At 72.0% G+C, this 13240-nt stretch carries 9 protein-coding genes; 8 read left to right on the top strand and 1 reads right to left on the bottom strand.

Features of this window, described 5'->3' with window-relative positions; genetic code table 11:
• Window positions 1–832 precede the first annotated feature (832 nt).
• From DJ476_RS06885 to DJ476_RS06860, 5 genes are all read left to right on the top strand, one after another.
• Window positions 833–1576, top strand: a complete 744-nt coding sequence (locus DJ476_RS06885) for an NUDIX hydrolase (RefSeq protein ID WP_018488309.1) — start codon at window positions 833–835, stop codon at window positions 1574–1576.
• Between the two features lie 313 nt (window positions 1577–1889).
• Complete coding sequence (locus DJ476_RS06880) at window positions 1890–3623, top strand: ATP-binding cassette domain-containing protein (RefSeq protein ID WP_112490108.1); 1734 nt, start codon at window positions 1890–1892, stop codon at window positions 3621–3623.
• A gap of 160 nt (window positions 3624–3783) precedes the next feature.
• Window positions 3784–4674: a FadR/GntR family transcriptional regulator gene (locus DJ476_RS06875; RefSeq protein WP_175513288.1), complete on the top strand. Its 891-nt coding sequence runs from the start codon at window positions 3784–3786 to the stop codon at window positions 4672–4674.
• A gap of 536 nt (window positions 4675–5210) precedes the next feature.
• Window positions 5211–6761 carry an RNA polymerase sigma factor gene (locus DJ476_RS06865; RefSeq protein WP_018488306.1) on the top strand — a complete coding sequence of 517 codons (1551 nt, stop codon included), beginning with the start codon at window positions 5211–5213 and terminating at the stop codon, window positions 6759–6761.
• Between the two features lie 136 nt (window positions 6762–6897).
• Entirely contained in the window at window positions 6898–7728 is an 831-nt protein-coding gene (locus DJ476_RS06860) for a serine protease (RefSeq protein ID WP_112490106.1), read from the top strand.
• A 306-nt stretch (window positions 7729–8034) separates the two neighbouring features.
• On the opposite strand, the gene DJ476_RS06855 is transcribed toward DJ476_RS06860, so the two are convergent.
• Window positions 8035–8265, bottom strand: coding sequence for a DUF7455 domain-containing protein (locus tag DJ476_RS06855; protein ID WP_018488304.1), 231 nt, complete (start codon window positions 8263–8265; stop codon window positions 8035–8037).
• 447 nt (window positions 8266–8712) lie between these two features.
• On the opposite strand from DJ476_RS06855, the gene DJ476_RS06850 reads away from it, so the two are divergent.
• The 3 genes from DJ476_RS06850 to DJ476_RS06840 all read left to right on the top strand — a co-directional run bounded on the left by DJ476_RS06850 (window position 8713) and on the right by DJ476_RS06840 (window position 13138).
• A complete protein-coding gene (locus tag DJ476_RS06850) occupies window positions 8713–10839 on the top strand; it encodes a DNA gyrase/topoisomerase IV subunit B (protein ID WP_103419594.1) in 2127 nt (708 codons plus the stop codon).
• A gap of 209 nt (window positions 10840–11048) precedes the next feature.
• Window positions 11049–11549: a DUF485 domain-containing protein gene (locus DJ476_RS06845; protein WP_318294427.1), complete on the top strand. Its 501-nt coding sequence runs from the start codon at window positions 11049–11051 to the stop codon at window positions 11547–11549.
• Complete coding sequence (locus DJ476_RS06840) at window positions 11546–13138, top strand: solute symporter family protein (RefSeq protein ID WP_103419596.1); 1593 nt, start codon at window positions 11546–11548, stop codon at window positions 13136–13138. The genes DJ476_RS06845 and DJ476_RS06840 overlap by 4 nt, the downstream gene beginning before the upstream one ends.
• Window positions 13139–13240: the final 102 nt, after the last annotated feature.

Below are 13240 nucleotides of genomic sequence, written 5' to 3'. Positions count from 1 at the left end.
GGCGACCGGGACACGGCGGCGCGGGAGCGGGCGCCGAACCACGGGCACCGAGGGAAGGCCGCCGACGCCCGGCACCACCCGCCCCGGGCCGACCGCCGCCGGGCGCCGCGCGAGCGATATCCGGCGGTACGACCGACGGGGCACCGGGACGCGCCGCTGAGGCGGGGAGCCGAGCCGGGGCGGGGGCCGCATACCGGGGCAGCTCGCTCCGGCCGACGACCCTGGGCGATCACTCGACCACCCCGCCGCCTGCCTCCTGGGGGCGGCCCGCCGCCCCAGCCTTCCGGGCCGCTCGAAGGCCGCCCGCCTGCTTGCGCTGGGAGGGCCGCCCCTTTCCGTCGGGGACTCCCGCCCCGGAGGGCTGTCCGCCCGCCAAGGCCGCGGCCCCCAGGACGATCACCCGGTCACCCGGTCACCCGGCCGCCGGCCTCTGGGCGGTCGGCCCGCCGTTCTCAGGGCTTCGGCCCCCTCCGGCCCTCCGCATCCGGGTTCCGGCCCCCGGGCCCCGGCCAACCAGTCCCGGACCCCCGGCCCCCGGCCACCAGTCCCGGGCCCCGGGCCACGGCCGTCAGCCTTCGGCCCCTGGCTGCTTGCCTCCGGGGGGCGGCCCGCCGCAGCCCCAGCCCCCGGCACGCCTGCCCGCCCGCCAGAGGCCCACCCTCCCCCGGAAGCCCCTGGGGCGGGGCTGGTCCGACCGGAGCGGGCGGCCCCGGGACCAACAGCCCCGAACTTCCCTCCGCCCAGGCCCCATCCGGCCCCGCACCGCGGAATTCCTGATCACCGTCGCACCGAAGGGAGTGTTTATCGTCAGGCAGACGACTATGATCGCGGCATGCCGCCCTACGACCCGTCGAACTTCCCGCCCTTCGCCGTCACCGTGGATCTGGTCGTACTCACGGTGCGCCGCCACGCCCTCTGCGCGCTGGTGGTCCGCCGTGGGGAGACGCCCTTCCAGGGCCGGTGGGCGCTGCCCGGCGGGTTCGTCCGGGCCGACGAGGATCTCGGGTCGGCGGCAGCGCGTGAACTCGTCGAGGAGACCGGGCTCTGCGCCCACGATCCGGCGAAGCCCGCCGTGGGCAACGGCGCGCACCTGGAACAGCTGGCCACCTACGGGGACCCCGCGAGGGACCCCCGGATGCGGGTCGTCAGCGTCGCCCACCTCGCCCTCGCGCCGGACCTCCCGGCGCCCCGGGCGGGAGGGGACGCCCACAGTGCGCGCTGGGCGCCCGTGGACGATCTGCTCAGGGAGGGCGAGGAGGCCACGCCGCTCGCGTTCGACCATGCGCGGATCCTCGCCGACGGGGTGGAGCGCGCCCGCTCCAAGATCGAGTACTCCTCGCTGGCCACGGCGTTCTGCCCGCCCGAGTTCACCGTCGGGGAGCTGCGCCGGGTGTACGAGGCGGTGTGGGGCGTGGTCCTCGACCCCCGTAACTTCCACCGCAAGGTCACCGGGACGCCCGGCTTCCTGGTGCCTTCCGGCGGGACCACCACCCGGCAGGGCGGCCGGCCCGCGCAGCTGTTCCGGGCCGGAGCGGCCACGGTGCTCAACCCGCCGATGCTGCGGCCGGAAGTCTGAGACCACCTCCGGTGGAGGCGAAGGCAGCAGGACCATCGCCGCCGGAAGAAGCGCGAGCCCCGAGCCCACGCTGGGACGGGCGGAAGCCGCCGGGCCGCAGTCGGAGCAGGCGGAAGCCCCGAGGCCGTTGCCGGAAGAGGCGTACGGCGCGAGGCCGTCGCCGGAAGGCAGTGCCGGGCTCCGCCCACCCCGCAGTGCGGAACACCCGCGGGCCCACTGCTGCACCAAAAGTCGGAAATGTCGCGTTATGTTGCTGCGGTACCCCTCTGCCGCCGAGCGGTCTCACCTTCCGCGAGAGAACGCGAGAGAAGCGATGCTCCAGGCCATCGGACTCACCAGCACCCCCCGCCGCAACGCTCCGCCCGCCGTGGACGATCTGACCTTCGAGGCCCCGCCCGGCCGGGTCACCGCTCTGCTGGGCGCCCCGGGGGCGGGCAAGACCGCAGCCCTGCGGCTGATGCTCGAACTCGACTCCGGCCGGGGTGTCGCCTACTTCCGGGGGCGGCCGCTCCACCGCATCGCCCACCCGGCCCGCGAGGTGGGCGTGCTGCTCGGTGATGTGCCCGGGCATCCCTCCCGTACGGTCCGCGGGCAGTTGCGGATGCTCTGCGCCGCCGCCGGGACGCCCGTGACCAGGGCCGACGAGATGCTCGAAGTCGTCGGCCTGGCCGGGCTCGGGGACCAGCGGCTCGGCACCCTCTCGGTGGGGATGGACCGCCGCCTCGGCCTCGCCTCCGCCCTGCTCGGAGACCCGCACACCCTGGTCCTGGACGACCCCGCCGAAGGCCTCTCCCCGCGTGAGAACAGCTGGCTGCACGGGCTGTTGCGCGCCCACGCGGCCCAGGGCGGAACCGTCCTGTACGCCACCGCCGACCCCAAGGAGGCCGCCCGCACGGCCGATCGCGTCGTCACCCTCGACGCCGGCCGCCTCGTCGCGGACCAGGACGTCACCGACTTCGCCCGCACCCGGCTCCGCCCCCGCGTCGCCGTCCGCACCCCGCACGCGGCCCGGCTCGCCGCCGTCGTCATCCGGGAGGCCCGCGCCGCGCGGCGGTCCGTCGAGGTGGTCCCCGAGGCCAACGGCCGGGTGACCGTGTACGGCTCGACCTGCGCCGAGATCGGGGACACCGCCTTCCGCCACGGCGTCCCCGTCCACCAACTCGCGGACGAGATCGGGGACACCGGTCCCGCCGCCCAGCCCCCGGACGGCACCGAGGCGCCCCGCCCCGCCGCCGACCTCTCCGAACTGCCGCCGCCCATCCGGGCCCGCCCTGCCCGGGGGCCGCTGCGCCCGCTCCGCTACGAGCTGCGGCGCTCCCTCGGGGTCCGTACGACGACCCTGATCATGGCCTCCGTGCTGCTGGTCTCCGCCGCCCTCTCCGTCCTGCTCGCCCGCACCGGTGGTACGCCTCTGCCGCGCGCTCTCGCCGCCTGGCCCGAAGTGCTGCCGCTGCCCCCGGCCGCCCTGGGCGCGGGCATCCTGGGCGCCCTCTCCTTCGGTGACGAGTTCCGCTACCCCGCGCTCGCCGCCGGACGCGGCACCGTGCCCCGGCGGATCGGCCTGCTGCTGGCCAAGCTCACGGTGACCGCCGGGTTCGCCCTCCTGCTGGCCGCCCTCACCGTCGTCTGCGGGGCGCAGTGCCTGCGGCTCTTCTACGGGCCGGAGTTGATCACGGTGCCTGCCAACGCCTTCGCCCTCGGAGCGAGTTGGGCGGGGCTGACCGTGGGGTGCGCCTGGGCCGGGCTGCTGGCGGCGGGCGTCTTCCGGGTGACCGGCGCGGGCATCGCCGCCGTACTGGCCGTACCGGTGCTGGTGGTTCCGCTGGTGCAGAAGGTGTTCGCCGCCCCGTCCGCGCGTTCGGTCACCGGCCTTCCGGGCCGACTGCGCGAACTCGCCTGGTGGCAACTGCCGCAGGAGGCGGACCGCTGGGTCCTGGCCGTCGCGCGCCTGGTCGCGCAGCCCGTGGGCGCCGCGCTCGCCCTGTCGTTGTCCGCCCTTGTCTGCGCGTACCTGTTCACCAGCCTTCGCGGAAAGGTGCGTTGGTGATCACCGAGGTCCGGCATCGAGGGGAGGAGCCCGTAACTCCCTAGAAAATGCGTGGTTCATACGGATATGGCGTCAATTGCGGCGTGAGCGCCGATCACCCTTTCGTGTGCTTTTCACCAAAGACCTCAAGGGGTGGGCGAGCCACGCCGACAAAGGATGCGTGAGTACCCTTGCGCACACCATGATGACCGCCGCCCGCTCCGCCGATTCCGGCCTGGCCGGCTCGGGCGAACTCGATCGCTATCCCTACGCGGAGACGCCGGCCGGAGAACGTGCCGCGGCCCGCCCCTGGGGCGGCTCCGATTCCGAGTTGGGGCGGGCGAGCCGACGGGGGGCGGCCAGCCGCGGGCGCGGCCTGCACGGCCAACTCGTCCAGCAGCTCGGCCAGATGATCGTCTCCGGTGACCTCGGTGCGGACCGCCCGCTCGTCCCGGAGGAGATCGGCCAGCGGTTCGAGGTCTCCCGCACCGTCGTCCGCGAGTCCCTGCGGGTCCTGGAGGCCAAGGGGCTCGTCAGCGCACGCCCCAATGTGGGTACGCGCGTCCGCCCGGTCAGCGACTGGAACCTGCTGGACCCCGACATCATCGAGTGGCGCGCCTTCGGCCCGCACCGCGACGACCAGCGCCGGGAGCTGGCCGAGCTGCGCTGGACCATCGAGCCGCTCGCCGCCCGCCTCGCCGCCGGTCACGGCCGCGAGGACCTCCAGCAGCGCCTCGGCGACATGGTGGAGATCATGGGGCACGCGATGGGGCAGGGGGACACGATCACCTTCTCCCGCGCCGACGCGGAGTTCCACGCCCTGCTCATCCAGGCCGCGGGCAACCGGATGCTCGAACACCTCTCCGGCATCGTCTCGGCCGCCCTGCACGTCTCCGGCGGCCCGGTCACCGGCTGCGACCGGCCGGGTGACGCCTCGCTCGCCCACCACGCGCGCATCGTCGACGCCCTGGCGTCGGGCGACTCCGCGGGCGCCGAGACGGCCATGCGTCAGTTGCTCGTCGTCCACCCCGACGTGGACCGTGTGGTGCCCGCCCCCCGCGAGCAGCACTGACCCGGCCCACGGCCGGGGTGGACAGGCCCAGGGCCTGTCGTCAGACTGCCGCCTGCCGTGCGACGCCTGGCACGCACGCTCGCGGCGTTGCCGAAATGCCCTGGTAGCCCTTTCCCCAAGCTCTCAACTGAGTTCGAGCGGGGGAGGCCCCATCCAAGGCCATTCCGGCCCCTTGCGATCGCACGCACCATGCGCCGCGCGGCCGCCCTCCGGGCGACGACGGCAGTCTGACGACAGGCCCTGTGCCGCCGGACCGCACGGGTCCGGCGGCACAATGGTGAGGGATGCCCGTCCTGGCACGGTTCGTCGCGAATGGGGTGTGACTCGGGCCACGCGGATTGGGCGTAACACTCCTCGAAGCAGCGCGATGACTTAAGAGGTGACCGCCGCGGAAGGAATACAGCAGCCCTTGGGTGCGCTGTTCAGTTCTGAGGCCAAACCCGCGCCGTCGGCGACATCCCCAGTCGGCGGACGTCGGTTCCCGCCCTCCCCAGGGCAGGGCCGGAAGCCGTTTCCATCGTTCCGAGAGGTTGTTCGTGTCGGCCAGCACATCCCGTACGCTCCCGCCGGAGATCGCCGAGTCCGAGTCTGTGATGGCGCTCATCGAGCGGGGAAAGGCTGATGGGCAGATCGCCGGCGATGACGTGCGTCGGGCCTTCGAGGCTGACCAGATTCCGCCAACCCAGTGGAAGAATGTTCTGCGCAGCCTCAACCAGATCCTCGAGGAAGAGGGTGTGACGCTGATGGTCAGTGCCGCGGAGTCGCCGAAACGCGCCCGCAAGAGCGTCGCAGCGAAGAGCCCGGTCAAGCGCACCGCCACCAAGACTGTCGCGGCGAAGACCACCGTGACCCGGACCGTCGCGGCCACCGCCGCCCCGGCGGCCACGAGCGCGGAAGCGGCGGCCGACGACGCCGTCGCGGCCGCCCCCGCGAAGAAGGCCGCAGCCAAGAAGACGGCTGCCAAGAAGACCGCCGTGAAGAAGACGGCGGCCAAGAAGACGGCGGCGAAGAAGTCCGGCAAGCAGGACGACGAGCTGCTCGACGGTGACGAGGCCGTCGAAGAGGTCAAGGCGGGCAAGGGCGGCGAGGAAGAGGAGGCCGAGGGCGAGAACAAGGGCTTCGTCCTCTCCGACGACGACGAGGACGACGCACCTGCCCAGCAGGTCGCCGTCGCCGGCGCCACCGCCGACCCGGTCAAGGACTACCTCAAGCAGATCGGCAAGGTTCCCCTCCTCAACGCCGAGCAGGAGGTCGAGCTCGCCAAGCGCATCGAGGCCGGTCTCTTCGCCGAGGACAAGCTCGCCAACGCCGACAAGCTCGCGCCGAAGCTCAAGCGCGAGCTGGAGATCATCGCCGAGGACGGCCGCCGCGCCAAGAACCACCTCCTGGAGGCCAACCTCCGACTGGTGGTCTCCCTGGCCAAGCGCTACACCGGCCGCGGCATGCTCTTCCTGGACCTGATCCAGGAGGGCAACCTCGGTCTGATCCGCGCGGTCGAGAAGTTCGACTACACCAAGGGCTACAAGTTCTCCACGTACGCCACCTGGTGGATCCGTCAGGCGATCACCCGCGCCATGGCCGACCAGGCCCGCACCATCCGTATCCCGGTGCACATGGTCGAGGTCATCAACAAGCTCGCGCGCGTCCAGCGCCAGATGCTCCAGGACCTGGGCCGTGAGCCCACCCCGGAGGAGCTGGCCAAGGAGCTCGACATGACCCCCGAGAAGGTCATCGAGGTCCAGAAGTACGGCCGCGAGCCGATCTCGCTGCACACCCCGCTCGGCGAGGACGGCGACAGCGAGTTCGGTGACCTCATCGAGGACTCCGAGGCCGTCGTCCCGGCGGACGCGGTCAGCTTCACGCTCCTCCAGGAGCAGCTGCACTCGGTCCTCGACACGCTCTCCGAGCGCGAGGCCGGCGTGGTCTCGATGCGCTTCGGTCTCACTGACGGCCAGCCGAAGACGCTGGACGAGATCGGCAAGGTCTACGGCGTGACGCGTGAGCGCATCCGCCAGATCGAGTCGAAGACGATGTCGAAGCTCCGCCACCCGTCCCGTTCCCAGGTCCTGCGCGACTACCTGGACTAGAACACAGGGCGGAAGATTCACCGGTGAGGGCCCGGATCCCCAGGGATCCGGGCCCTCCGGCGTGTCCACGGGGGCGGAGGGGGACGGGCTGGATCACGCTGGGCGAAACGTTTCCACCTCAGCGTCAGGAGCCCCCATGCCCCGTCCCGTCGTCCGTGCCCTGACCGGGGTCCTCGCCCTGACCGCCGCGGCCGTCGTCACGCCGCTCGCCGCGCCGCTCCCGGCGGCCGCGGACAGCGTCGTCGTCGGCGGCCAGCCCGCGCCCGTGGCGGACAGTCCCTGGGCGGTGGCGCTGTCGAGCCGGGACCGGTTCGGGGGAGCGCGCTCGGGCCAGTTCTGCGGCGGTGTCGTCGTGGCGCCGACGAAGGTCCTGACGGTCGCCCACTGTCTGGGTGAAGAGGCGCTCGGCGGGCCCGTGAGCCGGGTGAGGGACCTGCGTGTCATCGCCGGACGGGAGCGGCTGAGCGAGACGACCGGCCAGGAGATCCCGGTCCGGGGGGTCTGGGTCAATCCGGCGTACGACCCCGACACCAACGCCGGGGACCTCGCGGTGCTCACCCTCTCCCGGGCGCTGCCGAGGAGCAGCGTGATCCCCATGGCCCGGGCCGGGGACGAGGCGTACCGGGCCGGTACAGGAGCGGCGGTCTACGGGTGGGGGGACACGACCGGGGCCGGTACGTACTCCTCGGTGCTGCGCTCCGCCCGCGTCCAGGTCCTGCCCGACGCCGAGTGCGCCCGCGCCTACCCGGGCGGCCGGGAGGGTACGTACGACGCCTCAGGGATGCTCTGTGCGGGCGATCCGAGGGGCGGGCGGGATGCGTGCCAGGGCGACAGCGGCGGGCCGCTGGTGGCCCGTGGGCGGCTCATCGGCCTGGTCTCCTGGGGGAGCGGCTGCGGGCGCCCGGGCAGCCCCGGGGTGTACACCCGGGTCTCGGCCGCCGTGAAGTGGGCGGAGGGGCGTATCTGAGGGGGCGGGGACGGCTGACCAGGCGGGGTCCGGGGAGAGGCCCGTGCGCGGGCGAGGGGCCGCGCACGGTGGGCCCCTCGACCGCGCACGGCGGCGGCCCGCCTGCGGGGAGGTTTCTCGCGTGCGGGGAGGCTTCGCGTACGGGGAAGGCTCGTGCTCACACCGTACGGCGGCCGTATACGGAGAGAGTCCGCCGTCCTACGGAGCGTTCCCCCGGACGACGAGAACGGGCGGCACCCCGGTGGTGGGGGTGCCGCCCGTCGGCCGGTCCTGGACCGGCCCCTGGCTCGTCGTGGATGCGAGGTGTCAGCGGTCCTCGTCGGCTGCGGTCGCCTGCACGGCGGTCAGCCGATCCGTCTCATCCTGTATTTCCGCGGCGATCTTCTTGAGTTCCGGCTCGAACTTGCGCCCGTGGTGGGCGCAGAAGAGCAGTTCACCGCCGCTGATCAGGACGACGCGCAGATAGGCCTGGGCGCCGCAACGGTCACAGCGGTCTGCTGCGGTCAGCGGGCTCGCGGGGGTCAGAACAGTAGTCACGTCGCCTCTTCTCTAGCTCGACGAGCTGTCGTACCAGGGTCAACATCCAACCAGGCCGAAAACGTTCCCGCTCGTGGCTTTTCTTCGAAACTTCTTCTCGGTGTGGCTGTCAGTTGCCGGTTGGCGGCGAATGTGCCGTATGCGGAGCGCTACGGTTTCGCATTGCTTGTCTTGGGGGTGGGTCCCGCCGGCCGGCTTGCCGGTTTGTTCATGAGGACGTGCCCGGAGCCTAAATGGTTCATGCCTCGAAGGGAACGTGATGTGCACGTCACTCCGACGAATGATCGAACATCCATGCGAGCCCGGATGAAGCTCGACTAGCATGAGGATTCCCCGAGGGTGGCGTTACAACCGCTCTACCAGGCCTCTGTAGGCTCTCAGCGGCAACCGAAGCCGACCGTGATACCCACATGGGGCCCAGATGAAATTCAGCGAGGAGCGAACCGCGTGACCGCCGAAACGTCCGTGCCGTCCACCGCGATGCTGGCCGCAGCAGGCGGCGACCGGGACAGCTCCAACTACACCGCGCGGCACCTCCTCGTCCTCGAAGGGCTCGAGGCGGTCCGCAAGCGCCCCGGGATGTACATCGGGTCCACCGACAGCCGTGGCCTCATGCACTGCCTCTGGGAGATCATCGACAACTCCGTCGACGAGGCCCTGGGCGGTCACTGCGACCTGATCGAGGTCATCCTCCACGACGACGCCTCCGTGGAGGTCCGGGACAACGGCCGCGGCATCCCCGTGGACGTGGAGCCCAAGACCGGCCTCTCCGGCGTCGAGGTCGTCATGACCAAGCTGCACGCCGGCGGCAAGTTCGGGGGCGGCTCCTACGCCGCCTCCGGCGGCCTCCACGGCGTCGGCGCCTCCGTGGTCAACGCCCTCTCCGCCCGGCTGGACGTCGAGGTCGACCGCAGCAGCGCGACCCACTCCATCAGCTTCCGGCGCGGCGTACCGGGCATGTTCACCGAGCAGGGCCCCGACAGCCCCTTCGACCCGGCCAACGGCCTCCGCAAGGGCAAGCGGGTCCCCAAGACCCGTACCGGTACCCGGGTGCGGTACTGGGCGGACCGGCAGATCTTCCTCAAGGACGCCAAGCTCAACCTGGAGACGCTCCACCAGCGGGCCCGCCAGACCGCCTTCCTCGTCCCCGGCCTCACGATCATCGTCCGCGACGAGCGGGGGATCGACGGCGAGGGCAAGACGGAGGAGACGTTCCGCTTCGACGGCGGCATCAGCGAGTTCTGCGAGTACCTGGCGCAGGACAAGGCCGTCTGCGACGTCCAGCGGCTGACCGGCACCGGCACCTTCAAGGAGACCGTCCCGGTCCTCGACGACCGCGGCCACATGACCGCCACCGAGGTCACCCGTGAGCTGGGCGTCGACATCGCGCTGCGCTGGGGCACCGGCTACGACACCACCATCAGGTCCTTCGTCAACATCATCGCCACCCCCAAGGGCGGCACCCACGTCACCGGCTTCGAGCGCTCGCTCACCAAGACGGTGAACGAAGCGCTCCGCTCCGCGAAGCTGCTCCGGGTCGCCGAGGACGACGTGGTCAAGGACGACGCCCTCGAAGGGCTCACCGCCGTCGTCACCGTACGGCTGGCGGAGCCGCAGTTCGAGGGGCAGACCAAGGAGGTGCTCGGCACCTCGGCGGCCAACCGGATCGTCGCCGCCGTGGTCGCCCGGGAGCTGAAGGCGTTCCTGACCTCCACCAAGCGGGACGCCAAGGCCCAGGCCCGCGCGATCCTGGAGAAGGCCGTCGCCGCCGCCCGTACGCGGATCGCGGCCCGCCAGCACAAGGACGCCCAGCGTCGCAAGACCGCGCTGGAGTCCTCCTCGCTCCCCGCCAAGCTCGCCGACTGCCGCAGCGACGACGTCGAGCGCAGCGAGCTCTTCATCGTCGAGGGGGACTCGGCGCTCGGCACCGCCAAGCTGGCCCGGAACAGCGAGTTCCAGGCGCTCCTGCCGATCCGCGGCAAGATCCTCAACGTTCAGAAGTCGTCCGTCTCGGACATGCTGAAGAACGCCGAGTGCGGCGCCATCATCCAGGTCATAGGAGCCGGGTCCGGGCGGACCTTCGACATCGACGCCGCCCGCTACGGCAAGGTCATCATGATGACCGACGCCGATGTGGACGGCTCCCACATCCGTACGCTGCTGCTCACCCTCTTCCAGCGCTACATGCGCCCGATGGTCGAGGCCGGACGGGTCTTCGCCGCCGTGCCCCCGCTCCACCGGATCGAGCTGGTCCAGCCCAGGAAGGGCCAGGAAAAGTACGTGTACACGTACTCGGACAGCGAGCTGCGCCAGACGCTGCTGGAGTTCCAGCGCAAGAACATCCGCGTCAAGGAGTCCATCCAGCGCTACAAGGGCCTCGGTGAGATGGACGCCGACCAGCTGGCCGAGACCACGATGGACCCGCGCCACCGCACCCTGCGCCGGATCAACATCGGGGACCTGGACTCCGCCGAGCAGGTCTTCGACCTCCTGATGGGCAACGAGGTCGCGCCCCGCAAGGAGTTCATCACCAGCTCCGCGGCGACCCTGGACCGCTCCCGTATCGACGCCTGACCGCCTGATCCGCACGGCCGGCCGGCTCCCGTCCTCCCGCACCACCGGGAGGGCGGGAGCCGCTGTCGTTCCGCGGTCCGTAGCGCTGCCGTTCGGGACTTCTGTCACCTGAAGAGGTGAATTCGGGCGAATGGCCCGCTCCCGGGCTTCCGCCACCGCCCATCGTGGGCCACGCGGCCGAAAAGGTCCGTGGACAAGGGAGTTGCTCGGTGGAGAAGGAAGCAGGGCCGACGGCCGCGGGAGTGCGGTTCGACGACCCGTGGTACGAGGCGTCGGCCGCGGGCTGGGACGAGGAGGACGGGCGGGACGGCGCGGCGGACGGCGGTGCGCCTAGCCCCGGTGGGCCGCGACCGGCGCCCGGGGTGGCCGAAATCTATCTGGAGGTGCACCGGAGCGAGGCCTTCCGCGAGGTGCGCCGCCGCTACCGCCGCTTCGTGGTGCCCGCCGCCCTCGCCTTCCTCCTCTGGTACCTCGCGTACGTCGTCGCGGCCACCACCGCGCCCGGGCTGATGGCCCGCCCGGTCGCCGGAGCGGTCAACGTGGCGATGGTGGCGGGGCTCGGCCAGTTCCTCACCACCTTCCTCCTCACCTGGGCCTACGCCCGTCACGCACGGCTGCGCAGGGACCGGGCCGCGCTCGATCTGCGGTGGGACACCCAGGAGCTGACGCGAGGGCTGCCGGGGCAGCAGGCGGGAGGGCCCGTACGGTGAGAGGCGACCACCAGACACTCGCCCTGCTGCTGTTCTGCGCGTTCATCGCGGTGACCCTCTTCATCACCACCTGGGTCAGCCGCAACCGGCAGGGCTCCGCCGAGGAGTTCTACGCCGGAGGGCGCCTGTTCTCGCCCATGGAGAACGGATTCGCCATCGCGGGCGACTACATGTCCGCCGCCTCCTTCCTCGGCATCTCCGGGCTGATCGCCCTCTACGGCTACGACGGCATGCTCTACTCGGTCGGCTTCCTGGTCGCCTGGCTCGTCGTCCTGCTGCTGGTCGCCGAACTCGTCCGCAACTGCGGCCGGTTCACCCTCGCGGACGTGGTCGCCGCCCGGATGGCCGAGCGCCCGGTCCGTACCGCGCTCGGCACCTCCTCCGTCACCGTCTCGGTGCTCTACCTGGTCGCCCAGATGGTCGGCGCGGGCTCCCTGGTGGCCCTGCTGCTCGGCGGGACGAGCGGTGCGGCCCGCTCATGGACCGTGGTCGGCGTCGGCGCGCTGATGGTCGTCTACGTCTCCTTCGGCGGGATGCGGGCCACCACCTGGATCCAGATCGTCAAGGCCGTGCTGCTGATGGGCGGGGCCGTCGCCCTCACCGTGCTCGTCCTGCTGCACTTCCGCGGCGACGTCAACAACCTGCTCAACACCGCCGCCGAACGCAGTGGCCACGGCCAGGACTTCCTCGCCCCCGGCCTGCGCTACGGCGGCGACTGGATCTCCCGGTTCGACTTCATCAGCCTGGGCGTCGCGCTCGTCCTCGGCACGGCGGGGCTGCCGCACATCCTGGCCCGCTTCTACACCGTGCCCACCGCCCGCGCCGCGCGCCGGTCCGTCGTCTGGTCCATCGGCCTCATCGGCAGCTTCTACCTGATGACGATCGTGCTCGGCTTCGGCGCCGCCGCCCTGGTGGGCTCCGCCGACGTCCGCGCCTCCAACGAGGCGGGGAACACCGCCGTACCGCTGCTGGCCCTGGTGCTCGGCGGCGGTGAGGGGTCCACCGGCGGAACGGTCCTCTTCGCCGTGGTCGCCGCCATCGCCTTCGCCACCATCCTCGCGGTCGTCGCGGGCATCACGCTCGCCTCCTCGGCCTCCGTCGCCCACGACCTCTACGCCTCGCTCCGCCGCCCCGGGCGCAAGCCGTACGGCGAAGTGGCCGTCGCCCGGGTCGCCGCCGCCGTCATCGGGGCGGTCGCCATCGCGCTCGGCCTGCTCGCGCAGAACCTGAACGTGGCCTTCCTGGTCGGCCTCGCCTTCGCCGTGGCCGCCTCCGCCAACCTTCCGGCCCTGCTCTACGCCCTGTTCTGGCGGAACTTCACCACCCGGGGCGCGGTCTGGGCGGTGTACGGGGGACTCGTCCCGGCGGTCGTCCTGGTCGTGGTCTCACCCGTCGTCTCGGGCAGCCCGACCTCGCTCTTCCCAGGCATGGACTTCCAGCTCTTCCCGTTGGAGAACCCGGGGCTCGTCTCGATCCCGCTCGGCTTCCTGGCGGGGTGGCTCGGCACGGTCACCTCGCGCGAGAAGCCGGACGAGGCCAAGCACGCCGAGACGGAGGTCCGGGCGCTGACGGGGGCGGGGGCGGCGTAGAGGCGTGACGTACGGGGGCGGGGCGATGCAGGGACGTACGCGGGTGGCGCAGGAGCGTGGCGTACGGGAGTGGGGCGGCGTGGCTCCCCGGCCCCGGGCGCC

Origin of the sequence: Streptomyces bacillaris (assembly GCF_003268675.1) — a bacterium.
Taxonomy (GTDB): domain Bacteria; phylum Actinomycetota; class Actinomycetes; order Streptomycetales; family Streptomycetaceae; genus Streptomyces; species Streptomyces bacillaris.
The sequence above is the reverse complement of the archived record's forward strand: the minus strand, read 5'-3'. Positions and strand labels throughout refer to the sequence as shown.